At 68.0% G+C, this 22,407-nt stretch carries 19 protein-coding genes and 6 pseudogenes; 15 read left to right on the forward strand and 10 right to left on the reverse strand.

Translation table 11 applies throughout. The features are described from left to right. Positions 1-132 precede the first annotated feature (132 nt). Positions 133-300, reverse strand: a pseudogene (locus ACZ7L1_RS02225) ((2Fe-2S) ferredoxin domain-containing protein); the annotation flags it as partial. Positions 301-570: 270 nt separating this feature from the next. Here ACZ7L1_RS02225 and ACZ7L1_RS02230 point away from each other — a divergent pair. Further along, positions 571-684 (forward strand): annotated as a pseudogene (locus ACZ7L1_RS02230) (transcriptional regulator); the annotation flags it as partial. Between the two features lie 271 nt (positions 685-955). Here ACZ7L1_RS02230 and ACZ7L1_RS02235 read toward each other — a convergent pair. The 5 genes from ACZ7L1_RS02235 to ACZ7L1_RS02255 all read right to left on the reverse strand — a co-directional run bounded on the left by ACZ7L1_RS02235 (position 956) and on the right by ACZ7L1_RS02255 (position 7,304). After that, positions 956-2,122, reverse strand: a complete 1,167-nt coding sequence (locus tag ACZ7L1_RS02235; protein WP_471433420.1) for a cytochrome P450 — start codon at positions 2,120-2,122, stop codon at positions 956-958. Continuing rightward, positions 2,115-2,687 carry a DUF5825 family protein gene (locus tag ACZ7L1_RS02240; RefSeq protein WP_471433422.1) on the reverse strand — a complete coding sequence of 191 codons (573 nt, stop codon included), beginning with the start codon at positions 2,685-2,687 and terminating at the stop codon, positions 2,115-2,117. The genes ACZ7L1_RS02235 and ACZ7L1_RS02240 overlap by 8 nt, the downstream gene beginning before the upstream one ends. Next, entirely contained in the window at positions 2,684-4,600 is a 1,917-nt protein-coding gene (locus ACZ7L1_RS02245) for a RiPP maturation radical SAM C-methyltransferase (protein ID WP_471433535.1), read from the reverse strand. Before ACZ7L1_RS02245 ends, ACZ7L1_RS02240 begins: the two co-directional genes overlap by 4 nt. Positions 4,601-4,653: 53 nt before the next feature. Continuing rightward, positions 4,654-5,925 (reverse strand): MFS transporter, encoded by a 1,272-nt coding sequence (locus ACZ7L1_RS02250; RefSeq protein ID WP_471433424.1) that lies wholly within the window; start codon positions 5,923-5,925, stop codon positions 4,654-4,656. Positions 5,926-6,065: 140 nt separating this feature from the next. Further along, on the reverse strand, positions 6,066-7,304 hold the full coding sequence (locus ACZ7L1_RS02255) for a cytochrome P450 (RefSeq protein ID WP_471433426.1): 1,239 nt from the start codon (positions 7,302-7,304) through the stop codon (positions 6,066-6,068). 633 nt (positions 7,305-7,937) lie between these two features. Between ACZ7L1_RS02255 and ACZ7L1_RS02260 the strand changes: the two genes are divergently transcribed. The 8 genes and pseudogenes from ACZ7L1_RS02260 to ACZ7L1_RS02295 all read left to right on the forward strand — a co-directional run bounded on the left by ACZ7L1_RS02260 (position 7,938) and on the right by ACZ7L1_RS02295 (position 14,644). Further along, positions 7,938-8,099, forward strand: a complete 162-nt coding sequence (locus ACZ7L1_RS02260) for a hypothetical protein (RefSeq protein ID WP_158707494.1) — start codon at positions 7,938-7,940, stop codon at positions 8,097-8,099. 9 nt (positions 8,100-8,108) lie between these two features. After that, a complete protein-coding gene (locus ACZ7L1_RS02265) occupies positions 8,109-10,151 on the forward strand; it encodes a B12-binding domain-containing radical SAM protein (RefSeq protein ID WP_471433428.1) in 2,043 nt (680 codons plus the stop codon). Next, positions 10,148-11,392: a hypothetical protein gene (locus tag ACZ7L1_RS02270; RefSeq protein ID WP_471433430.1), complete on the forward strand. Its 1,245-nt coding sequence runs from the start codon at positions 10,148-10,150 to the stop codon at positions 11,390-11,392. The genes ACZ7L1_RS02265 and ACZ7L1_RS02270 overlap by 4 nt, the downstream gene beginning before the upstream one ends. 41 nt (positions 11,393-11,433) lie before the next feature. Continuing rightward, entirely contained in the window at positions 11,434-12,384 is a 951-nt protein-coding gene (locus ACZ7L1_RS02275; RefSeq protein ID WP_471433431.1) for a ThiF family adenylyltransferase, read from the forward strand. 93 nt (positions 12,385-12,477) lie between these two features. After that, positions 12,478-12,851 (forward strand): annotated as a pseudogene (locus ACZ7L1_RS02280) (transposase); the annotation flags it as partial. Next, positions 12,848-12,982: pseudogene (locus ACZ7L1_RS02285) on the forward strand (bifunctional 3-oxoadipate enol-lactonase/4-carboxymuconolactone decarboxylase PcaDC); the annotation flags it as partial. The pseudogenes ACZ7L1_RS02280 and ACZ7L1_RS02285, both read left to right, overlap by 4 nt. An 831-nt stretch (positions 12,983-13,813) precedes the next feature. Then, positions 13,814-14,092 (forward strand): GlsB/YeaQ/YmgE family stress response membrane protein, encoded by a 279-nt coding sequence (locus ACZ7L1_RS02290; RefSeq protein ID WP_123545136.1) that lies wholly within the window; start codon positions 13,814-13,816, stop codon positions 14,090-14,092. A 234-nt stretch (positions 14,093-14,326) separates the two neighbouring features. Continuing rightward, complete coding sequence (locus ACZ7L1_RS02295) at positions 14,327-14,644, forward strand: hypothetical protein (RefSeq protein ID WP_471433433.1); 318 nt, start codon at positions 14,327-14,329, stop codon at positions 14,642-14,644. A 211-nt stretch (positions 14,645-14,855) separates the two neighbouring features. Here ACZ7L1_RS02295 and ACZ7L1_RS02300 read toward each other — a convergent pair whose 3' ends face one another. Continuing rightward, positions 14,856-15,302, reverse strand: a complete 447-nt coding sequence (locus ACZ7L1_RS02300) for an ATP-binding protein (protein ID WP_471433435.1) — start codon at positions 15,300-15,302, stop codon at positions 14,856-14,858. Between the two features lie 208 nt (positions 15,303-15,510). On the opposite strand from ACZ7L1_RS02300, the gene ACZ7L1_RS02305 reads away from it, so the two are divergent. After that, positions 15,511-15,876: an STAS domain-containing protein gene (locus ACZ7L1_RS02305; RefSeq protein WP_471433437.1), complete on the forward strand. Its 366-nt coding sequence runs from the start codon at positions 15,511-15,513 to the stop codon at positions 15,874-15,876. Positions 15,877-16,003: 127 nt separating this feature from the next. Here ACZ7L1_RS02305 and ACZ7L1_RS02310 read toward each other — a convergent pair whose 3' ends face one another. After that, positions 16,004-16,165 (reverse strand): ANTAR domain-containing protein, encoded by a 162-nt coding sequence (locus tag ACZ7L1_RS02310; protein WP_471433438.1) that lies wholly within the window; start codon positions 16,163-16,165, stop codon positions 16,004-16,006. A 684-nt stretch (positions 16,166-16,849) separates the two neighbouring features. Between ACZ7L1_RS02310 and ACZ7L1_RS02315 the strand changes: the two genes are divergently transcribed. The 4 genes from ACZ7L1_RS02315 to ACZ7L1_RS02330 all read left to right on the forward strand — a co-directional run bounded on the left by ACZ7L1_RS02315 (position 16,850) and on the right by ACZ7L1_RS02330 (position 19,705). Then, positions 16,850-17,053 carry a cold-shock protein gene (locus ACZ7L1_RS02315; RefSeq protein ID WP_023586116.1) on the forward strand — a complete coding sequence of 68 codons (204 nt, stop codon included), beginning with the start codon at positions 16,850-16,852 and terminating at the stop codon, positions 17,051-17,053. Positions 17,054-17,397: 344 nt separating this feature from the next. Beyond that, positions 17,398-18,894 (forward strand): DEAD/DEAH box helicase, encoded by a 1,497-nt coding sequence (locus ACZ7L1_RS02320; protein ID WP_471433439.1) that lies wholly within the window; start codon positions 17,398-17,400, stop codon positions 18,892-18,894. A gap of 46 nt (positions 18,895-18,940) precedes the next feature. Further along, positions 18,941-19,345: a CBS domain-containing protein gene (locus ACZ7L1_RS02325; protein ID WP_471433441.1), complete on the forward strand. Its 405-nt coding sequence runs from the start codon at positions 18,941-18,943 to the stop codon at positions 19,343-19,345. Positions 19,346-19,396: 51 nt separating this feature from the next. Further along, on the forward strand, positions 19,397-19,705 hold the full coding sequence (locus tag ACZ7L1_RS02330; RefSeq protein ID WP_471433443.1) for an SCO5918 family protein: 309 nt from the start codon (positions 19,397-19,399) through the stop codon (positions 19,703-19,705). Between the two features lie 101 nt (positions 19,706-19,806). On the opposite strand, the pseudogene ACZ7L1_RS02335 reads toward ACZ7L1_RS02330, so the two are convergent. After that, a pseudogene (locus tag ACZ7L1_RS02335) lies at positions 19,807-20,164 on the reverse strand (hypothetical protein). A gap of 46 nt (positions 20,165-20,210) precedes the next feature. Further along, a pseudogene (locus ACZ7L1_RS02340) lies at positions 20,211-20,602 on the reverse strand (ATP-binding protein). A 1,231-nt stretch (positions 20,603-21,833) separates the two neighbouring features. Here ACZ7L1_RS02340 and ACZ7L1_RS02345 point away from each other — a divergent pair. Then, a complete protein-coding gene (locus ACZ7L1_RS02345; RefSeq protein ID WP_102909439.1) occupies positions 21,834-22,172 on the forward strand; it encodes a MerR family transcriptional regulator in 339 nt (112 codons plus the stop codon). Positions 22,173-22,407: the final 235 nt, after the last annotated feature.

Genomic DNA, 22,407 nt, shown 5'->3' on the forward strand with positions numbered 1-22,407 from the left:
GGTGAAGTACAGCCCCGGCACGCTCGACTCGAAACAGCCCGCCAGATGCGGCGCGGCGCTGCCGGCACCCGCCGTACCTGCTCGCGCAGCGGCGGGATGCCGGACGGTGACGCGGTTACCGGATCGGTCGGGTCACGGTTCGACGGCTTGGCGGATGCGGCGGGACGGGCTGAAGGCGTACAGGTCGAGGACGCCGGGAGGGTCGGCCAGGCCCGGCCCGCCGGCTTCGACCCAGGCCGCGATGTCGTCTGCGGCGTCGCGGTCGTTGACCAGGCCCAGCCAGACGGGCCGTCCGCCGGCAAGACTCCGAAGGAGACAAAGGTCCCCGCGCAGAAGCCTGCCAAGAAGGCGCCGGCGAAGAAAGCGCCGGCTAAGAAAGCCCCCGCCGACAAGCCATAGCTGTCTGACCTGACAGCTGTGTGACTCGGCTCCCGGCCAGCACAGCACGGAGATCGTGAAGGCGCCCTGCGGGAGTTGGAGACGGCCGGCGATCGGGGCGAAGGAGCCGGGCGGCCCGGTCCAGGGAGTGGTCTTGCTCGCCGGGCGGGTCAGGCGGGGAGTCATCAGGGTGGTCACCGCACCGGCTACGAACTCGCCGACGAACGCCTCGGCCACGCGCTCGACGACCTGCGCACCGCCGTGGTCGCCGTCGAGGGCGACCGCACGTGCGTCGATGCCGAGGAGAACGCGTTGACCATGAAGGGGTACGACCACACCAGATCGAGATCTGGTTCGGGATCACCACCCGGCAGTCCATCCGCCGCAGCACGTTCGCGAGCGTCAACGTCCTGGTCAAACAGATCCGCGACTACATCGACTCCTGGAACGAAAACGCGAAACCCTTCACCCGGACCGCCCCACCGACGAGATCCTCGTCGAGGTCCGACTCGTCCAGACCAGCGTGAAGGAACTCGTCAATAACAAGGCGAAGTGACGCAATGAGGATCACGCGACACTAGTTCGCGCACTCAACCCAAATCGGGAGTTCGACGAGACCGTTCATGACCGCAGTATCGTGGAAACGTAGCTCTGACGGCTCCACAGTCAGGCCGAAACTCGTTGTTCCCGAGAGGAACGCGCGCAGAGCTTGCGCCGCAATGAGCCGTGTGACCGGAATGCCCAGGCATGAATGCTTCCCGCGGCCGAACGTCAGGTATTCGAAATCCCGACCGCGAGTGGGGTCGAACCTGTGAGCATCAGGAAGCACTGACGTGTCCCTGTTGCAGACGTCCACCCCGATGACGAGCAAGGTACCCGCGGGAACCGCGTACCCGCCTATCACGGATGACTCCTTCGTCATCCGGTAGATCCCCCGCGCAATCGGGCTCGCGTACCGCTGCACCTCATGGACGAGGCCAGGCAGCAGCGTCTCGTCATCGCGTACGAGACTCTGAGTCCTCGGATCTTGCGCCAGGCAGAGGATTCCATTCGTAATCAGTGCCGCCAACACCTCGACACCCGACAGCGCGAGCAGTCGAGTGTTCGCCGCGACCTGCCGATCGTCGAGAGAGGGGAGTTCCGCCATCAGGTCCGACACGAGGTCATCGGCAGGGTGAGCACGCCTGTCGCGCACCCAGTCGACGAGCGTGGCGTCGAGCTCGCGCACCGGGTATCCCTCGTACACCGCGGTCCTCAGGGCTGAGACGAGGTTCTCGTCGAGCCCGAGCAGGCGCGACATCACGCTGTCGGCGATGGGCACGCCGATCGACGCGACCGCGTCGAGCCGTCCCAGGGCGAGGGCGCTCTCGACCGCGTGCTGCACATCCTGGACCAGCTGGTCCGAGACATTGCGCACGCGGGCGTCGATGACCCTCCGAAGCGCGCGCCGTACGCGACGGTGCTCTTCCCCGTCGGTCTGGTTGACCGCGAAGACCGCCTCGGACGACGCGTCCGGATGCGACTCGTCCGGCTCGTCGAAAACGCTCGCCATGAGTTCGCCCGCGCTGCCGTAGGTCTCGACGTCGGACAGGATGCGGGTGGCTTCGCGGTGATCGTTGACGAGCAGTCCCAGGCCGGCCGTCCCCATGCGCATGGGGACGACGGCGGCGGCCGGATCCCCCGGCCCTCGCGACACGGTCCGCTCGTCGAGCGTCCTGCGGAAGAGGATGTGGCCTTCAGACACACCAGACTCCTTGTCTCACGGCGATGCCAACACCGTGGTCGCCGGCACGAAAGACGAGGTCGTGCAGTTCGAGAGCGTCCAGACTGGCCGCCTCGGCGGGGGTGAGCGTGCGCCCCCAGCGGCTTTCGTCGAGGACGGCCGCCGCCGGTTCCGAGCGGTCGACGTCGATGCGGCGGCGCTCCCCGTGGCGCGTGTCCTCGACGGCCAGGAACGTCGGACCGCGCCGGACGACAAGGGATCCTCCCTGCTGCGCCGACCACGCGAAGGAGCCGTCCGGCCGCCGCGGCGGGTCGAGGTGGCGGAGGCCCCCGACCTCCAGGGCGCCGCAGTCGCCGCTCCACGAAACCCGCAGACCGACCCCGCGGGCGTCACGGAGCAGCGCGATCAAGGAGACGAGTTCGGCGTCGCCCATCTCCGGCATGGCGAAGTGGCCGGTCAGCCGGATCCCGGCGTATCCCGACCGGGTCAGGGCGACGAGGTCCTCCCTGCTCCGCACCGAGTGGAGATCCACCGGCGCGAAGAGCCTCCGGCGGTTCGACCGCCGCTCTGCTGTCTGCTTCGTCACCAGCGCAATCCCGTCGCGAGCGCCAGATAGGTGGAGTCCTCATGGAAAACGATGCCGAGCTCCGTCCAGTTCTCGACGAGCTCTTCGAGCTGACCTTCCCGCACGGCGATCCCGAGCGAGCGCATCGCGGAAGCGAGCGCGGGAAGCGTCTTGCCCTTGGCCAGCGCCCGGTACGCCTCGGCTTCGAGACCCGGCCGGAGCACCAGCTCACGGGAGGGCCAGGCGGGCCGGTCGTCGATGACGACGAGCGAGTCGTCCGGCGCCGGCAGGGCGACCAGCCGGGAGACCGATGCGGTGGCCTTCCAGTTCGCGACCGCTTCGCGCAACAGCTCGCCCGTCTCGGGGGAGAGGCCAGCGGGCTCGGACTCGAACACGTAGACGAGGTCGTCGAGGCCGTCCGCCACCCCCTCGTAAGCGCTCACCAGGTTGAGCGAGGGGCCGAGAGCCTGGAGACCGAGGGCGGGATCGTCGAAGTAGGGGCTGAAGCGTTCCAGTTTTATCGGGAATGCCCCGGCGGGCGGCGTCAGGTGATGGAGGGCTGGGAGCGAGTCGATCAACGCCTCGTAGTCGCTGTCCTGCTCCCCGGGGAAGCCCACGAGGATGTTCCACGACGGGTAGATCCTGCAGGTGGCGCAGTCCCGCAGGAACCGCACGTTCTGCCACCCGGTCACCCCCTTGCGCATGATGCGCAGGATGGGCGTGCAGAGGCTCTCGACACCCGGCTGCAACTGCGTGAAACCGGCACGCGCAAGGGACTCCAGCTGACTGAAGTTGAGGTTCGACTTCACCTCGGCGAACAGCCGGACGTCCCATTCGGCGGGCAGCGCCAGATCCGTGGTCAGCTGCACGACGTGCTCGGGCGCCAGGATGTTGTCGGAGAACACCAGGTCGAGCACGTTGTGTCGGCGGATGGCCCGGCTGGCCTCCGCCTGCACGCGCTCGGCGGGCTTCGCGCGATGGGTCATGGCCGACCCGTTCAGGCCGCAGAACGTGCAGTGGTGCTTCGCGCCCCACCAGCAACCGCGGCTGGCCTCCAGTGGAATCTTGACGTCGATGAACGGAGCGGCCGGAGACTTCCCCAGATCGCGGAAGTAGTGATCGTAGGTGGGCTCCGGCACCACGTTCATGGAGACGGGCGTCCGCCCGATGGGGTTGCTGACCGTGGCTCCGTCGACGTCGGACCGCCAGCACAGGCCGGGCACGGCACGCAGCAGTCCGTCGTCCTTCTTCCCGCCACCGCTGCGGCATTCCGCGATGTGGGCGATGAGCGGCGCGATCGAGTGCTCCGCCTCCCCCCGGATCACGTAGTCGAACTCCGGGCGGGCGCGGTGGACCGCCGTGCCCTGGACGCCGTCGCAGTTCGCCCCGCCGAGGATCGTCACGACGTCCGGCCGCAGCTCCTTGACGCGGTGCGCGAGCGCGAACGAGGCGATGTTCTGGTCGAAGGTCGTCGTCAGCCCCAGGACGTCGGCGTCCGACGCCACGAGATCCCGGGCCAGCTCGTCGATGAAGGCGGGCGCCGCGCGGAACATCGCACAGTAGGCTTCGACGTGCTCGCTGTCGCGCACGAGGTCGTAGAAGCTCGTGTGGCGTGGGTCGATACCGGGGCGGAAACAGCTGGAGAAGACCCATTCGCCGACCCCGAACACTTCAGCATCGACGATCAGTTCGTAGTGTTCACGTTCGAGGCCCGCCTCCCGGACCAAGAAGTCGAGCCACCGAATATTGGCGTAGACGACGTCGAGCTGCTCAACTTCTCCGCGCCGTTCGAACAACGGAGCGATCGTGCTCAGCGCGAGTGAGGGCATGTCAACCACGGCCCAGGGCATGCAGACCAACGCAACCGAAAGGGCATCCTCGTGCACGACCGGCGGGGTTAGATCCAGCACCGGTCGTTTGTGCCCGATCTGCATCAATTCCACTTCGGCTCCTCATCGATAAGGGGCGTTGATCGAGACGGTCTGTTTCAGGATGCCTTTTGGTCGGCGGGCTTCTCGATCTCGGTGGTCACCCGTGCCCGTCGGAAGAGCACCGGGAGCCACAGGAGACATGCCAGCAGGGGGACCGCGGCGTAGGTGGCCATGCCCACACTGGAGCCCAACCCGTCCATGAGCGCGCCGAGGACGAGATAGCCGGTGCCGATGAGCGCCGACTCCACGAATGCGATCATCGACAGCAGGCTCGCCCGGTGGCGCGACGGCACTGCCTCGTGGAACACGTTGTCCACGAGCACGGCGGTGATCTCGGGAATTCCGACCAGGACGAGGAACGCGGCGATGGTGACCCAGACAAGGCCGAGGCCGCTCAGGCCGAGCGCCACGGCGAGCGTCAGGAGAGACACCGGGACGATGACCCGATACCCGATGCGCCGGTTCGCGCGGTCCGACAGCAAGGGAGTGAGTCCGCCGACGAAGAATCCCGCCGATATGACCACGCTGACCAATGCGGTGCCCGCTCCCTGATCGGAGAGGGTCTTCTGCGTAAAAATGATGTACGGCGTCAAAGTCGCATGCATCAATCCGGACACCACGACAAGCGTCACGAGCGCCGGCGTGGCGACCCGAAGCATCGCCCGCCATGCTGTGGCGTCGCCGTGGTGCTTCTCGGCTCCGCCCTGCTCGTCTACCGCGTCCGCACCGCGGATCTCGGGCACCCGTGACATCAGCACCACCACGGCCAGGACGAGACACGACGCCGAACCGACGTAGACGACTCCCCAGGAGATCCGCTGCAGTTGGCCGCCGAGGACGATGGCGACTCCCGAGGTGACCGTCCCGAGCATGGTGAACCGGGAATTGATCTTGACGTAGCTGGCCGTTGCACCACGACGCACGAGCAGGTCGTACAGCAGGGCGCGGTCCGAACCGGACACACATGCCATGCCCACGCCCTGCCCGATGAACAGCGCCAGGAACACCCAGTAGTTGGAGAACGTCCCCTGGCCGAGCAGACATCCAGCTACCAGCATCTGGCCGATCACGACGCTGGCACGCCTACCGATTCGGTCGGCGATGACTCCCGTCGGCAACTCCGCAAGTCCGCCGACCAGGTAGATCAGGGTCTGAAGGAGGGCCACTTGCCCGGCGGAGAAGCCTCGCTGCTGAAGGAAGAGGACGAATACGCCACGCTGGAACAGCGAGTTGGCGAGCACGGCGTACACGTAGAACGGGCGCGTGACGCTTCGTACTGCATCGTCGACTGCTGCCGACCCGCCAGGGGCCTCCGTGGTGCTGGTCATGCTGCGGGCTCCCCCTGGCGACTCTGGTGATCAAGGACGTCCTCCACCACCACTGGCGGACTCGGCTCCTGCTCCGGCCGGATGTGCCCGACCTGCGACAACTCCACTCCGCCTCCCGCCACCGGTTCGACCTCGTTCACTTACCAGCTCACCGGCATTTCCTTGAGGCCGTACCCGAGCCCGTCGTCCATGAACGGGAGGTCGCCGAGGTCGACGGCCAAGGCCAGTGTCGGAATGCGCCGGAACAAGGCGGCGAACACGACCTGGAGCTCCAGGCGGGCCAGCGGTTGGCCGGTGCACTTGTGCACACCGAACCCGAAGGCGAGATGCTGGCTGGCGTCGCGGCGCAGATCCAGCGCCCCGGCGCCGGGGAACACGCTTTCGTCGCGGTTGCCGATCTCCTCCGGGAGGATCAGGCCCTCGCCAGCGCGAATCAGCTGCCCGGCGAGCTCGATGTCCTCCACGGCCACGCGGCGACGGCCGGGCTGGACAGTGGTCAGGTACCGCAGCAGCTCGTCGACGGCCGCGGCGACCCCGGGTTCGTCGGCATCCTTCAGCACGGCGATCTGGTCGGGATGGAGCAGCAGGGCCAGCGTGCCCAGCGCGACCATGCTGGCTGTGGTCTCGTGCCCCGAGATCAGCAGGAACAGAACCAGCATCACCAGTTCGTGCCGGTTCAGCTGGCCGGTGGCCAGCCGTTCGGTGGCGAGCTGGGACAGCAGGCCGTCATCGGGGTGGGCGAGCTTGCGGCCGATCAGCTTGGCCAGGTAGTGGTACAGCTCGCGCTCGGACTTGCTCGCGACGTCGGCCGGGACGTCGCTCTCGGTCACCGCCCTGATGGCGTGATGGAAGAAGTCGTGGTGCTGGTAGGGGACGCCGAGCACATGGCAGATGACCCTGGACGGGATCGGCAGGGCGAACTCCGACACGAAGTCCGCCGGCTTCGGGCCGGCCAGCAGGGCGTCGATGCGGTCGTCGACGACCTGCTGGATCGTGGGCCGCAGCTTCTCGACCATGCGAGGGGTGAACGGCCGGGCGATCATCCGGCGCAGCCGGAGGTGCTCGGGGCCCTCCATGGCGGTCAGGAACTGGCCTTCGCCGTGGTGGTCGCGCAGGAACTGGGTGTGGAACGGGTAGCCCGGCTGCATCCAGTCCGCGCTAACCCGGCGGTCCGACAGCAGCGCGCACTGCTCCGCGTGCCGCGTCACCAGCCACGGAGTGCTGCCGTCCCACAGCCGGACCCGGACCAGCGGCGCCCGCTCCTGCAGCTCGGCGAGCTCGGGTGCCGGATCCAGCGGACAACCGGACGCCCGGGGCATCGGAAAGTACGGGATTGCCGTGGATTCCAGATCGGGAACGTTGGCCTGCGAAGACGTCACAATCCTAGCTCCGTTCCGAATGTCCCATAACGGAAGACACATGAACAATCGGGGCCGATGCCCGCTGAATGGTGTGATCGCCGAATCGGCTTCCGCGGCCTGCGGATTCCGGTGCTCGATCTTTTTGCGCCACAGGGTGGAAAACCGGCCATACCCGGCCCTTGCCCGCTGAAGGCAGGCACCGTCGAACGTTGACCTCTCCGTTTGGCACCGTTCCGGACCCGAAGCACCCTACCCAGAATTGATCAAGCCCTACAAGAGGCAGGAAGGCGCTGCATCTGTCGGCCGGCGGAGATCGGGGCACGTGCCTGAAGGGATTTCAGCCATGCGAAATCGCCCAAACCGCTCGGGCCGTCAGCGGTTCCCGCGCCGCGGAATGCCCTCCATCCGGAGCGACTAGGTGCTCCGCCACGCTCCGGCGCGACAAGGGTCCTGGCCAGGGCATTCGTGGCCTGCAGCGCCGACGGCCGGGGAATAAGCGGAATTGATCGGCCGGCGGCGGTCCCTCCGTTCGCCGGCGGGAACCGGGATCGGATGCCGCGCCGGACCATGTGTGCACTCACCATTGACAGGACCTCAAGGTCTGTATGGGATGGGGATGTTGGTGCCAGTTGAGGTGAAGAAAGGAAAACGATGACGCAGGAACTGCAGGAGCGTCCGGTGATCGCGATGACCGAGGCGGAGCCGGACATGGTGCTTTTCACCGATGGCGAAGGGTTTGACCTCGTCGATGACGTGGAGCTCATCTCCCTGTCATCGGCCACCCTGGGCGCCATCGTCGCGCGGCGCTGCTGATCGCATCTGATGGCGACTCCGAAACGACTGGCCCTCTCGTTCGCTGGGGAGGGCCAGGTGTCGGTCCGGTCGTCCACGCGGAATGCTCGCGTGACGCTGGGCCGGCCCCTGATCAATTCCGACGTCAATTCCCCGTTCTTCGTCCCTCTCGGACTTCTCTGCATTGCCTCACCCCTGATGGCGCATGGCCACCCCACCGTCGTCGTCGACCTGGAGTACGAGCACCGGATCGGTGCCTTCGAGCCCGGTGACGCCGACTGGCTCGACCAGACCTGCGAGCGTCTGCTCGCCGCCGATCCCGACGTGCTCGGCCTCACCTGCCTCGCGGACACCCTCCCGTCGTGCCTTCTCATCGGGCGCCGGGTCAAGCTGCTCCGGCCCGATGTCACGGTGGTGCTCGGTGGACCCGGGACGTTCGGTGTCTTCCCCGACGCCCTCCCGCGCTTCGCCGACTGCGTCGACTTCGTGTGCCGCGGCGAGGGAGAGCTCGCGATCACCGCTCTCGCGGACGCCCTCGCCGACGGGACCGACCCCGCCGAGGTGCGCGGCTTCTGGTCGTGCAGGAACGGCCAGGTCGCGTCCAGCGGGCCGCAGCCGACCACGAACCTGAACCTCGTGCCGATGCCCGCGTACGACGCCGTCCCGATGGGCGACTACATCCGGCTCTCGACCCCGCACATCTTCGATGTGCACATTGGCTCCGGGTGCACCTATTCGTGCAAGTTCTGCATGACGTCGACGTTCTGGGACCGCGACTTCCGGATCAAGGACCCCGCGGTCATCCTCGACGAGCTGCGGTTCCTGCACCGCACCTACGGGGTCACCCAGTTCAACTTCCTGCACGACAATTTCGCCAACAAGCGCACGTATCTCGACGAGTTCGTGTCCTATTTCGCCGAGCACAACGACATCTTCGAGTGGGGCTGCGCGGTCCGGCCGGACAACGTCAATCCGTCCCTTCTGCGGCGTATGGCCGATGCGGGGTGCTTCAACATCTTCTGCGGCACGGACGCGGGATCGGAGAAGATCCTCAAGTCCATGCTGAAGATGCCCTCGACGAAGCGGACCTACGAGTTCTTCCGGTCCGCCCAGGAAGTCGGCATCCAGTTCGAGACGAACACGATCGTCGGTTACCCGGAGGAAGCCGCCGAAGACCTCGAGAAGTCCCTGGAGGTCGTGTTCGACGCGATCGCCTACGGGGCCGTCAACAGCGACCTCAGCGTGCTCCAGCCGCTTCCCGGTGCCGAGATCACCGATGAGTACCGGGCCGAACTCGAACCGCTCAAGGGCGAACTCGACGTCATGGGGACCTTCCTCCCGCCGGACGTCCGCGCGCTCATCAAGGAAGAGGCGGAGATCTTCACCGGCTTCAGCTTCATCCGCAGCGGAAACCGGGAATACGAGTACTACCAGGACGTGCTGCGCCTTTCGCGGTACTTCACGCGCCGCTACTACCACCTGCTGCGCTTCCTGAAGCAGGGCGCGGGGCTCACGTACGTGGAAGTCATCGACGCACTGCTGGAGCGGTCCGCCATGCCGGTCGAGGAAGCGCTCGACGAGATTCTGGCGAAGCTGGACGGCGCGCACGCGCAAACCGCCAGGGCGCTGTTCACGTACGACTCGATGCTCGCGGAGTTCCGCGGCGACGAGGTCGAGGAAGAACTCGTCAACGTGTACCGGCGGCCCGTCACCGTGAGGGAGAAGCCGCATTTCCTGACCGCGGACCTCGACCTCGACGTCGTCGCGATGGTCTCCGACCCGCGGGAGATAACCTGGGAGCCGGAGCTGGACCGTCCGACCGTCGTGGTCGTGTACCGCGCGAGCGAGGCCGAGGTGTCGACTCTCCGCCTGACTCCGGCGCAGGCCAAGATGTTCAAGGCCCTCATGCCGCGCGGGCCCGAGGAACGCGAAGCCCTCCTCGCCCAGGTCGCCCCCGGCCGGCTGCGCGAGGTCGCGACGGCGGTGGCGGGACTGTGTGCCCGGATCGACGCCTCGCCGGACGCCCCCGAGCGGACTCCGCCGGCGGCCGACAGCCCCCTCCTGACCACATGAGCGCCATGCGCCCCGTCGTCGTCGAGGTGGACGACGACCCGATCCGATGGCACGGACCCACGGGAGGCGACTACTTGAGCCGCTGGTTCGCCTCGGCGAGCCAGCACAGCCGGCTCGACCTCCTCTGGGTCACGGACGACGGGCTCAGCCAGCACTACCGCGTCCAGCAGGGCGCGTCCTTCTCCGACGGGAGCCCGGTGCGTGCGAGCGATCACGCCCGGGCGATCCGGACCGCGCTCACGGTGCCGTCGCTCCAGCGGTTCCTGCTCGATATCCGCGCGGTCCGCACCTCGAAGGACACGCTCGTCATCGAGCTCCGCCGCCCGGTGCCGCACCTCCCCAGCCTGCTCCAGAGCGTCGACCTCGCTCCGATCTCGTCGTGCGGACAGCTGTCCTCCGGCGCGTACGAGCGTGCCGTGCGCACCACCGATGACGAGTACTGGCTCGAACCCGTCAGGGCCGGCACGCCCCCCGTGCGGGTGCTCGTGCGCCGGGATCCGCACGGTGCCCCGGAGCGGTTCCGGCGGGGCGAGGTCGACGTGACGTGTGCGACGGCGTTTCCGCTCGACCGCGTCCCGGACTTCGCGGACAGCCGGGCGTTCCACACGGCACCGACCGCGATCGAGATGTGCCTGGAGGTAGTCCCCGACGGCCGGTCGGCGGTGGGCGACGCGGAGTTCCGCCGTCGGCTCCTCGGCGCGCTCCGCTACGACCGCCTGGTCGCCCGGTGCTGGAACGGCGCGGAGTCGGCGGCGCCCGACCACCACGTCGAAGCACCACCCAGCACCGCCGGCGCCGGTGAACGGCTGCGCCTGGGGTACTGGGACTACTACCCCAACCTGGACGTGGCCGAAGAGGTCGCGGCCCAGCTGACCGAGAACCTCGGCGTCGAGGTCGAGCTGGCACCCGCCGACTTCGTCTCGGGCTCGGCCCAGTCCTTCGACCTGCTCCTCGCCCTGCGGGGCCCGCTCTTCGAGGATCCGATCGGCGCCCTGGACCTGCTCGACCCGGCACGCCGCGACCCGGTCCTCGCGCCGCTGCTGCGCCGGCTGTCCGAGGACCCGGACGACGAGGACGCGGCCGACGAGCTGCGGCGAGCGGTGCGCGAGCAGTGCCCGGTCCTGCCGCTGCTGCGGCTCCGGGGCCACTGGCTGCAGCACGAGGCACTGGCGGGCCGGCCCTGGCCGTCGATGGACGCCGTGCGCTTCCCCCGGTTCAGCTGGAGCGCCGATTCTCCCTGACCCTCGGCAAACGGTGATCTCGCTAAGGAGGAAGGCCAGGGATGGCTGACGGAAGCGACCGCTACGTGCTCTCGCCTGCGGCGACCTGGTCCCGCGACGGCGACGAGCTGCGCGTCTTCTCTGACGAGGTACTGCTGGTCCGGCGCTGCCCCGAAGCGATGTTCGCATGGCTCGAAGCGGTCTCCGACGACCCGCTCGGCCTCCCGGTGCCGAGCGGAAGGAACATGGACGCCATCGTGCGCACGCTCCTTCGGCTCCGCCTCGTCGTCGCACCGTTCGACCGCTCGTGGCAGTCGTCTGCCTGGCGGAACCAGGTCGAGTACTTCGCGGCCCTGGGTCTGGAAGCCGGCGCGGCACAGGAACGGCTGCGCGCGGCGCACGTGACCGTCCTCGGCGTCGGCGGCATCGGCGGCGTGGTGCTGGCCGAGCTGGTGGGCGCGGGCGTGGGCGGACTCACGCTCGTGGACGGCGACCGGGTCGCGCTGGAGAACCTGAACCGCCAGTACCTCTACCGGCGTCGTGACGTCGGACGGCCAAAGGTCGACGCGGCCGGCGAGTGGGTGCGTGAGCGCCTCCCCGAAGCGGAGCTGACCACCGCCATGGAGACCATCACGACCAGCGAGGCGCTGGTGCCGCACCTGCGCGAAGGCGGGTTCCTCGTCGTGGCGGCCGACCGTCCCGCGTCGCTGCCGGAACTGTCCGCCCAGGCGTGTCTGGATCGCGGAGTGTCGATGATCACGGGCGGCTGCGGCCTCCGGGTGGGATCGAGCGGCCCGCTGATCCGGCCCGCCGACGTCCCGGCCTTCCTCGCGTCGCTCCAGGAGGCGAAGGCCGCGGCCGGAACCGCGGTCACGCCGATGGCGGCCTCGTTCGGCCCGGTCAATACGCTGGTGGGCGCGACGATGGGCCGTGATCTCATCTTCGGCATACTCGGTGTGAGCACCCGAACGACTTCGCATCGCGTCGAGCTGCTAGGGACGGCCTTGACCTGAGAGTGCGGAAGGTGAGCTCTGGCCTCGATCTTTCGTGAGGGTCCGTCAGGTTTTGGCGGACCTTTCGGTTTGTTCGGGTGGGGTTCTTGGCACGCTCCGCAGCTGCTCGAGGTGGTGGGCATCGGTCCGGACACCGCCGTCACTTTGCTGATCACGATCGGGGACGACCCGGAACGCCTGGGCACTGAGGCGTCGTTCGCGGCGCTGTGCGGGGTCAGCCGGTCGAGCACTCCTCGGGCAGCCGGCAGTACCGTCGCCTCAACCGCGGCGGCGACCGGCAAGCTAACGCAGCCCTGCACCGGATCGTGCAGACCCGCCTGCGCGTCGACCCGCGCACCCAGGACTACTACGAACGCCGCAGCAAAGAGGGCAAGACCCGGCGCGAGATACTCCGAAGCCTCAAGCGCTACGCGGCCCGGGAGGTCTTCCACCTGATCAGACCTGTGCAGCCGCAACCCTCGTTATAGGGGCAGTCGTGAGACGTGAGAGGGTCTGGGGCGTGAGTGAGACACCGTCGAACACCCTGCAATACCGCTTTGACGGGCCAGAAGAGGCTCCCGTCCTGATCTTGGGTCCCTCACTGGGTACCACATGGCACAGGTTGTAGAGACCGTCCGTGGGCGTCCAGGCCAGTCCAAGATGAGCGCGTAATGCCAGGTCAGGGCATTCCGGTCCGGTGGAGTCGATCCAGTCGGTGATAGGCGTGTGAGAGCGGAGGGCGACGAGAAGCCCCGCAGGCGCGGCCCGGCGGGGCTTCCGCGTAGGTGCGTTTCAGTGTCCGCCGTAAGCACCGTTGCACTCGGCTCTCCTCTCTCGAGCACCCGAAGCAAGGACGCGGTGGCGACACGCGTCTTACGGCCGACGCGCAGAATCCGACCCGGGAACTCTTCGCGCCCAATCAGGATGTAGCCTTCACCTCTGCAAAGCTCAATGCCTTTGGAGGCGCCTGCGGCACTGCCTGTTCCCTCCAATGTTGCGCGGACCGCGTGGAGCGACCGCTACGGCATTGCCGGTGGCGACGGTCGCCAGCCTGCCACGCGTCACCGCCGAGGACGCTGCCTTGTCGCGGTCGGCAGGCTCCCGGCCGACCGCGTCTGGCGGCATGTTGGCCTCGACTGAGGACCCTGCTGTGCGCCGAGGGCGCCCTGCCGGTGACGACTGTGCTGACGCCGACCGGGCCTGCCTGCGTGCAGGGTGGGCTTCTTCTGGCAGGAGGAGTCCATTTCGGGGATGTAGACCCCGGAGCCGCCGCTTGTCACCCGACCGCCCACGCCGGTCACCGTTCGCCGCCTGACGTCGCCGCTGCGCCGACGGTGGGAGATGGTGTCAGGACCTGGCACCGTCGGGGTCGGAGGAGACGTTTGTTCGGGCGAGATTGGTGCAGACGATGAGCTGACACAGCCTTTATATGACGAAGTGGAGAGGCACCATGGGCATCATCGCGTGGATCATCATCGGCCTGCTCGCCGGCGCCATCGCCAAGGCTTTGATGCCGGGCAAGGACCCGGGCGGCATCATCATCACCATGCTCATCGGCATCGCCGGCGGTCTGCTCGGCGGCTGGCTCGGCAAGGTCATCTTCGGCGTCGACTCCATCGACGGGTTCTTCCACCTCTCCACCTGGATCGCCGCGATCATCGGCTCCGTCATCCTGCTCGCCCTCTACCGCCTCGTCACCGGCAACCGGCATTCGCACCGTCACGCATGACCCGCTGAAGGCATAACGCCTCCGAACACACCCGGACGGCTCCCCTCCCTGTTCGTAGGACGGGAGCCGTCAGCATGTAACGGCCGGGCCACCCGGTGGCTCACCCGACGGTTGCCGTCGTCCGGGGGCCGCCGCGTCCTGCCCGCCGTCCGAACAGGCGCCTGTGCAGTTCGGTGGCATGATCGCCCTTCTCGTGGGCAGGCGACCGGCGTGTCGTGCGCCCCGGCTGAACTCGTGTCCCGGGTGAGCTCTTGCCTGGTCCAGGCCGGCTTTCAAGTGCTGGGTGACGCGGACAGCGGGGTTCCGGGGCTGCGGGTGACTGAGGTGTCCGCCGGCGCTCTGGTCAGCTGGACGGCCTCGGACGGGTTCACCGCGCTCGCCCGTGACCAGGCAGGCCGGGCAGCAAGCAACGACAGCATGAGAGTAATCGTGCAGACCGCAGTAGCAGGGCTGCTGATCCAGCTCGGACACACCGTCACCGAAACGCCTGATGGCTGTGGCCTGGTGGTATTCACCGAAGCGGTTCTGCTACGGGGCGGCAAGGGCAGCTAGGGACCGGCCCGCCCGACGCACTGGGCGCCGGCAGTGTGCGTATACGGGGCGAAGTCGGCGTCGCTCGCGACGGTGCCAGTCGGCGGCGCTCACCCCGGACGCCGGCACCGTGCCCCACCTCGACCGCTCTCCGCTGAATTCGCCCCTGTAGCGCCCCGCTTCACGGCAGATCGTCAGGGAAGGCGGTGAGGTCGACCGTGAGCGCAGGCTGTTACTGGGGGCGGCGTCCGGTGATGTCACCGCCGGGGTCGTCAGGTAGGGCGATGCGGGCAGTGATGCGTTTGCCGACCGGCTCCGGCTGGACCTCGAAGCCCTGGGCGACGGCCATGACGATCTCCAGTCCGTGCTGCCCGACCCTGCCCGCATCGGAGGCCCGCGCCACTGGCAGCACGGGATCGCTGTCCCACACGACAACTTCCACCACGGCGCCGTGAACGCGCAGTTCCATCAGCACGGGGCCAGGGGCGTACTTGCGGGCGTTGGTGACCAGCTCGCTTACCACCAGCTGGGTCAGGTCCATCGCGCGAGCGGACACCGGCAGGCCGTGCTCCGCCTGGACACGGGTGAGGAAGTCCACTGCCCGGTGGCGTGCCTCAGCGATCACGTGCCCGTCACCGTCCAGCGCGACGGTGTCCTGTATCTGAGGGACGTCCGGCATTACGCTGCCCTCCCCCTCGGGGACTGATACAGCCGGGTCCACCCTTGTTCCCCCTTCACACGTCCTGCGCGTACCCGGCACTATGCCTCACATGCCCCGTGAGAACCGCATAACGGGCCGCACACGTGTTCGCCGTAGCATCGAGGCAGGTTACCGGCGTTCGCGCCGGGGCCTTGAGGTTCCATCAGCGAGAACAGTCGAGGAAACGGTGACAGACACTCACAGAGCAGCCCGGCCCGGCCACCTGTCGATCGGCCACACCGCCATCGACGGCATCCGGGTGGTCACCGTGCATGGCGAGATCGACCACGCCGTCAAGGACATGCTCAGCGAGGCCCTCATGTCCTACGACGGCGCCGCGCCCCTGCGGACCGTGGTGGACCTCAGCGGCGTGACCTTCATGGACTCCAGCGGCATCAACGTCTTCGTCGCCGCACACCAGGCCGCGAGTGACGATCAGGGATGGCTGCGTATCGCCGGCGCCCAGGAATCGGTGCTACGGCTTCTTGAAATCGTCGGCCTGGACGAGGTCATCGGCTGCCATCCCACCGTCGACCAGGCACTGACCGCCTGACCCGCGCCGTGCCCGGCCACCGCGTCCTACCCGGCTTCCGCGCCTGGGGCATCCCGCCGGCGTGAGCACCGCTGCACGGCCGCGTACAGCTCCTGCCCCGCCGTTCCGGCAGCGGCTGCCCCAGCGCTCAGGCGATCACCGTCTCGGCCACCGTCTGCAGCTTGGTATTGGTGTGCTGGGACACCTCCCGCAGCACCTCGAACCCGACGGGCGGCGCGAGCTGGTGGCTCGCGGTGAGGACACCGATGGCCTGGTCCACCGTCGCGTGGGAACCGACGGCGTGCCGCAACTGCGCGTTCTCCTGCTCGGCGGGCGATCACGGCGCCGTCAGGTATGCCGTCAAGCGAGGACCGCGGCACGCGAGAGGTCGTCATCACTGGTCTCCATACAGAGGCAAGGCTTCCTGTACACCTCCCCCTGCCGCGACAGCAAGGCACCCTCAGCACGGCAGCGAAAATCACACATGTGGGATGGGCCTCTTCGCCAGCCGAGGCTGGCGAAGAGCCCGAGAGGCTGACACGCTGACCAGCCGTGGTCGGCAGTGGGCACGGAAAGCCCGGGCTCATGGTCGGGCCAGCTGGCCACCCCGGCCACGGCTCGCGGCTGCGTTTCCTGGGCGGCGGCAGCCTTTTCCCGGCCGTCGCGCAGCGTGCCGGTCGGCAACTCTGCTGAGACGTTGAACTCCGAGTGAATCAATATCTGTGCCCGAGGGATCAGATTTTGAGGGGCCGGGCAGCGGGAGTTTTTGCCGCGAAGAGCAGAGAGGAATTATCCACCGCACGCGGGCCGCTCCGGCGTGCTACTGTCTATCTCAGTTGCAGTTGTGGTTCCCGAAACTTCAGGTGCCCCACCAGCTTTCTGCCGGTCGGGAGCGCTTTTGTATTTCCGGTCATTTCCGGGCGGGGTGATCATCGCGGCGACACGGCGTCCGCGTGGTGCGGACGCCGAGGCACTGCCCCAAAGGAGATATGACATGGCTGCTGGTACCGTGAAGTGGTTCAATGCGGAAAAGGGCTTCGGCTTCATCGAGCAGGACGGTGGCGGCGCCGACGTGTTCGCCCACTACTCGAACATTGCCGCGCAGGGCTTCCGTGAGCTGCTCGAGGGTCAGAAGGTAACCTTCGACATCGCGCAGGGCCAGAAGGGCCCGACGGCCGAGAACATCGTTCCGGCCTGACGCTCACGCGCAATCCGTAGCTGGGGCCCGCATCCTTCGGGGTGCGGGCCCCAGCTGCATGCGTTTCCCACAGCGGCTTTCGCCCGCGGGACGCCCCGGAGGAATCCGCAGTACCACCCAAGTGGTTCCTCCCTCAGGAAGCGGACGCATCCTGAAGCGCTGCACCGCAGCCGACGTCCGGATCACAAGGTCCCCATCGCGTCACCCATTTCAGCACCTGTGCCCACGGATGTCTTCGCCGGCCAGATCTGCTTTCTTTTGCCATCGGTCCATACTTGTAATTCTTCGTGCCATTCGTTGCAGCGAAAATTCCTTGATATGTGCCACATCGAGGAAGGTTCCGCATGAACCGCACGTACACGAACGACCGCCCCTCCCGCACCCGTGACGGCCGTGCCGACGCCGGAAGGGGCGGCAGCGGCTACGGCTCGCAGGCACCGCGCCGTACCGGCGGGCCCGTCCGCTCCGGCGGCGGCTACGGCCGTCGGCCCGCCGCAGTGCAAGGTGAGTTCGCGCTGCCCAGGACGATCACCCCGGCACTGCCCGCCGTTGAGGGCTTCGCCGATCTCGACATGCCTGAGCAGCTGCTGGCCGAACTCGGCAGGCAGGGTGTGACGGCACCGTTCCCGATTCAGGGCGCGACGCTGCCGAACTCCCTGGCGGGCCGTGACGTCCTGGGGCGCGGCCGCACCGGTTCCGGCAAGACTCTGGCCTTCGGCCTCGCCCTGCTCGCGCGTACCGCTGGGCAGCGTGCCGAGCCCCGCCAGCCGCTGGGGCTGATCCTCGTACCCACGCGTGAGCTGGCACAGCAGGTGACCGACGCGCTGACCCCGTACGCCCGCTCCGTGCGGCTGCGGCTGGCCACGGTGGTGGGCGGCATGTCGATCGGCCGTCAGGCCAGCGCGCTGCGCGGCGGAGCCGAGGTCGTCGTCGCGACACCGGGCCGGCTCAAGGACCTCATCGACCGCGGCGACTGCCGGCTGAACCACGTGGCCATCACCGTGCTGGACGAGGCCGACCAGATGGCCGACATGGGCTTCATGCCCCAGGTCACCGCGCTGCTCGACCAGGTGCGCCCGGAGGGGCAGCGCATGCTCTTCTCCGCCACCCTGGACCGCAACGTCGACCTGCTGGTGCGCCGCTATCTGACCGACCCCGTCGTGCATTCGGTCGACCCGTCGGCCGGTGCGGTCACCACGATGGAGCACCACGTCCTGCACGTCCACGGCGCCGACAAGCAAGCCGCCACGACCGAGATCGCCGCCCGCGACGGCCGCGTGATCATGTTCCTTGACACCAAGCACGCCGTCGACCGGCTGACCCAGGACCTGCTCAACAGCGGGGTACGCGCCGCCGCGCTGCACGGCGGCAAGTCGCAGCCGCAACGCACCCGCACACTGGCGCAGTTCAAGACCGGGCACGTCACCGTGCTGGTGGCGACCAACGTCGCGGCGCGCGGCATCCACGTCGACAACCTCGACCTGGTCGTCAACGTCGATCCGCCGACCGACCACAAGGACTACCTCCACCGCGGCGGCCGTACCGCCCGCGCCGGCGAGTCCGGCAGCGTCGTCACCCTGGTCACACCGAACCAGCGCCGCGGCATGGTCCGCCTCATGGCGGACGCCGGAATCCGGCCGCAGACCACCCAGATCCGCTCGGGCGACGAGGCCCTGAGCCGGATCACCGGCGCCCAGGCCCCGTCCGGCATCCCGGTCGTCATCACCGCACCGGTGGTCGAACGCCCCAAGCGCAGCGCCACCTCCCGAGGCCGCCGCCGCCCCGCCTCGGCGACCAGGCGCACCGCCGTACGCCAGCCCGTCCTCGACACGGTGGCCTAGAACCTTCGCGATCAGGAAGCCGGCCCAACTCTGCAGGAGGCACCTTTTGACGCTGATTCAGACGCAGCCCCGCCCGGCGGACACCGACCCCGCGCCCAGGACGGCGGTGGAGGGCATGGACGAGGGCGAACCGCAGGTCTGTGACGACATGAGCGTCGAGGTTGCGCTGGCCGTCATGGCCGCCGCCCGCACGGTCCGACTGGTCGTCTGCGACCAGGACGACCAGTGCACCGGCCTGGTCACCCGTACCGAACTCGCCGCCGTCCGTGACAGCTCCGACTACACCGACCGTGTCCGCCTGCGCGACCTCCTCGACGACCACGGTTCGTTCGCCTCACCCGTCACCACGATGGCCGAAGCCGAGCACGCGATGCGCACCCGTCGACTCGGTGTCCTGCCGGTGGTCGACGAGCCAGGCAGCGCCCTGGGCATCCTCACCCTCTCCCGCTGAAACACCCACCGCCGGTCGGGCCGTTCTCCCCTCTTCTCTCTGTGAGGCCACATGCGCTGCGTCATCGCCCGCTTCCCCTTCGAACTCACCAAGGGCGGAGTGCTGGAATCGATGAAGGGCATCAAGCCCGAACCGGTCACCGGAGAATCGGTGATCATCGGCCGCCGCCACTACCCCCTCAAGCAAGTCGGCCAGGTCATCACCCGCCAGGACCGCCGTGACTTCAGCACCGCCGAAGTCCTGCGGGCCATGACTGCGCTCGGCTTCACCTGCCGCGCCGTTCCCAAGACAGCGTCCCCGGGCATTCTCAGCCCGGTGCAGCACGCCTCCGCGATGCTCGGCACCCCCGTCACGGTCTGACCGGGTAAACAGACGCGAGCCGTCGCCTGAGCAGCAGTGTGGGCCCGACCGGTACGCCGGTCGGGCCCACACTGCGTGCAGCGGGTTCCCGTCGCCGTCGCTCAGTGGCCGGAACAGCTGAAGTCGCCCACGGTCCAGGCGCTGACGTCCTCGATCGCAACCCGGTACCTCCACCCGTCTCCGGACCTCCAGGGTGCCCTGCAGGATCCGGGCGACATGGAAGTGCAGACGCGTGGGCGGCCCGTCCTTCTTCGCTGGGGAGTCGAAGACGGCGGCGACTCGTCCAAGCGGGCGGATCCGTCAGCACATCCGACACCCTCTGCCTTCACGTGGCTGCGAGAGAGCCAATCGACCGGTGATGACAGCGCCACTGGTGACCACGGTCAGGGACTCCGATCGCTCTGGTCGCACTCCACCCGGGGTGCCGACGCCAGCGAGCAACTTGTCAGGCTGCGACATGAGGCGGACCATATTCGCCGGCCATCCGGCTGCCTGAGCGGTGACGCTACCGGGCAAGGAAGGCGCTCACGGTCTTGCCGCCGGAGGCCCGGCGGGTTTCCGCCGTGGCGCGCGCGAGGCGGGTGACTGTGGGCCAGCCGAAGCCCCCGGTGCCGCCGTTCAGGTCAGGCGTGCGCATGCGCGGCACATGCCGGCCGGGATCGTGAACGGCGACCTCGATGGTGTCGGGGTGCGCAGCCAGTTCCAGTTGCAGCGGCCCCCGCCGTGGCGCAGGGCATTGGTGACGAGCTCGGACACGACCAAGACCACAGTGTCCGCCGCGTCAGGGGCCACGGCCGGCTGCTGCAAACCTTAGAGGAAGGCCCGTGCCGTATCGCGTGCGTCGGCAATGGCTGTGGTGGAACGGACGGCTGCGGCGCTGGCCATCACCGTGATCATCAGGGTCACCACGGTCTCTGAATAGTCCATGCCCCTGCCCGTGCGTACCCAGCCCCTGTGCCCTCCACCCGCCAACCCTGCGGAGCCACAGTGCTTGCCTGAAGGGTACGGAGGACCACAGTCGACGCATGACAGGCACCTGCTGCCGTGAGCCCGTGTCTCCGCAGCCCGCGGTCTGCTCGAGTCAGAGGCTGTGCTGGTTCGCCACGAGCTGCTCGATCATCCCGGGATCGTCGAGGGCGGCGCAGGGACTCCTGCCGCGCTCGTCAACGGCCGACCTGCGGGGAGTCACGGCTGGAAACGCCCGTCCCGGCCAGTGGAGTTCTCCACGAGACGCAGTGTTGGCCGGTGCCGCCGACGGTAGCCGCGGCGCAGTCGGCGACGTCCCGCTCAGCCCGACGTGCTGCGCGGCGGGGGATCCCTGCGCGCCGGACTGAGTCCCGAAGCTGCTTGAACCGTACGTGGACCGGTCGAGGCAGACTGGTCGAGACGGATTACCTCATCGTCGAGTGCACGGAAATCTATGCCAGCCGAAGTAGACATTCGTCGGCGGTGTGGTTATGGTTTCTCTCGTAGCCGAGATCAAGAGAGGCCCGGCAGAGATGAACTGCCGGGCAGTAGTACGCAGTTGTAGTTCGCAGGACGGTGCGGTGGTGGAGTTCCGAAGCCAGAGCGGTTGCAGGACGGCGACGGGACTGACGACCGGACCGGGTGGCCCGCAGTGATCAGGGGCCGCCATGAGCAGCACCGCAGTGGCAGTACTAGTAAGTGAAGGTTCGCAGTACCCAGCAGTGAAGTCAGTGAGCAGTACCTCGGTGAAGGCGTCGGCTGCGGACGCGCGCACCGGGAAGTTCGGCAGTGGGGTTCCAAGCCAGAGCAGACGCAGGATGGGCGACGGGGCTGGCTGCCGAAGAGTGGCGCTGTTCGAGGCCACCAGCAGTTCGCAGTTTCCGTAAGTGAGTAGTTGATCAAGAGGGAAGAACGGAGGAGCCGAGCGCCATCAGGATCGCCCGGGTGGAAGTCTTGGATCCGGGTACCGCAGGACATCGATAGTGAGGTGGTCTCCGGTCGAGCAACCGCGATCCCCGCGCCCCCGACAGCGTCTCGGTCGGGTTTGCGGAAACAGAGGGCCGGTGCAGTATCAGGGCCGGCAGATGGTGTAGTAGTTCCTTCGGGGCCCTGGTGCCAGTACGGCGCCAGGGCCCCTCCACGCGTTCCACAGAGAGGTGCGATGACAGCAGACGACACGTTCGGCCGTCTCGATGACGACGACTACCCCGCCTACACCATGGGCCGGGCCGCCGAACTGCTCGGCACCACACAGGGCTTCCTCCGGGCCATCGGCGAACACCGCCTCATTACCCCGCTGCGCTCCGCAGGCGGACATCGCCGCTACTCCCGCTACCAGTTGCGCGTTGCCGCCCGCGCCCGGGAACTCGTCGACCACGGGACCCCTATCGAGGCCGCCTGCCGGATCGTCATCCTTGAAGACCAGCTTGAGGAAGCCCAGCGCCTCAACGCCGAATACCGCCGGGCCGCCGAATCAGCGAACCCGACGGCAGCAGCATGAGATGAGCGTGCCCGTCAGCGTCGGCGGGCACCGCACGTACGGTCTCGTGTGTGGCGTGATCATTTCCTGTGGTGACCCGGTGCGTGGGCGTGTAGCGTCTGCGTCAGCTGTCGTGGTTCGGAATTCCCTGCCCACGCCTTTGGTGTGGGCGTTTTGCTGTGCTGTGCCGCAGGGACCAGGACGATCACCTCCGTCTGCCACATGGAGTGGGAGGCGTTCATTGACTGGAAGGCAT

The sequence above is a fragment of the Streptomyces sp. NPDC107546 genome, from assembly GCF_055639175.1.

Coding starts and splice junctions, on each gene's coding strand:
- ACZ7L1_RS02245 (WP_471433535.1), bottom strand. CDS start 4,600: ATGCAGATCGGGCACAAACGACCGGTGCTGGATCTAACCCCGCCGGTC.
- ACZ7L1_RS02250 (WP_471433424.1), bottom strand. CDS start 5,925: ATGACCAGCACCACGGAGGCCCCTGGCGGGTCGGCAGCAGTCGACGAT.
- ACZ7L1_RS02260 (WP_158707494.1), top strand. CDS start 7,938: ATGACGCAGGAACTGCAGGAGCGTCCGGTGATCGCGATGACCGAGGCG.
- ACZ7L1_RS02265 (WP_471433428.1), top strand. CDS start 8,109: ATGGCGACTCCGAAACGACTGGCCCTCTCGTTCGCTGGGGAGGGCCAG.
- ACZ7L1_RS02270 (WP_471433430.1), top strand. CDS start 10,148: ATGAGCGCCATGCGCCCCGTCGTCGTCGAGGTGGACGACGACCCGATC.
- ACZ7L1_RS02275 (WP_471433431.1), top strand. CDS start 11,434: ATGGCTGACGGAAGCGACCGCTACGTGCTCTCGCCTGCGGCGACCTGG.
- ACZ7L1_RS02290 (WP_123545136.1), top strand. CDS start 13,814: ATGGGCATCATCGCGTGGATCATCATCGGCCTGCTCGCCGGCGCCATC.
- ACZ7L1_RS02300 (WP_471433435.1), bottom strand. CDS start 15,302: ATGCCGGACGTCCCTCAGATACAGGACACCGTCGCGCTGGACGGTGAC.
- ACZ7L1_RS02315 (WP_023586116.1), top strand. CDS start 16,850: ATGGCTGCTGGTACCGTGAAGTGGTTCAATGCGGAAAAGGGCTTCGGC.
- ACZ7L1_RS02320 (WP_471433439.1), top strand. CDS start 17,398: ATGAACCGCACGTACACGAACGACCGCCCCTCCCGCACCCGTGACGGC.
- ACZ7L1_RS02330 (WP_471433443.1), top strand. CDS start 19,397: ATGCGCTGCGTCATCGCCCGCTTCCCCTTCGAACTCACCAAGGGCGGA.
- ACZ7L1_RS02345 (WP_102909439.1), top strand. CDS start 21,834: ATGACAGCAGACGACACGTTCGGCCGTCTCGATGACGACGACTACCCC.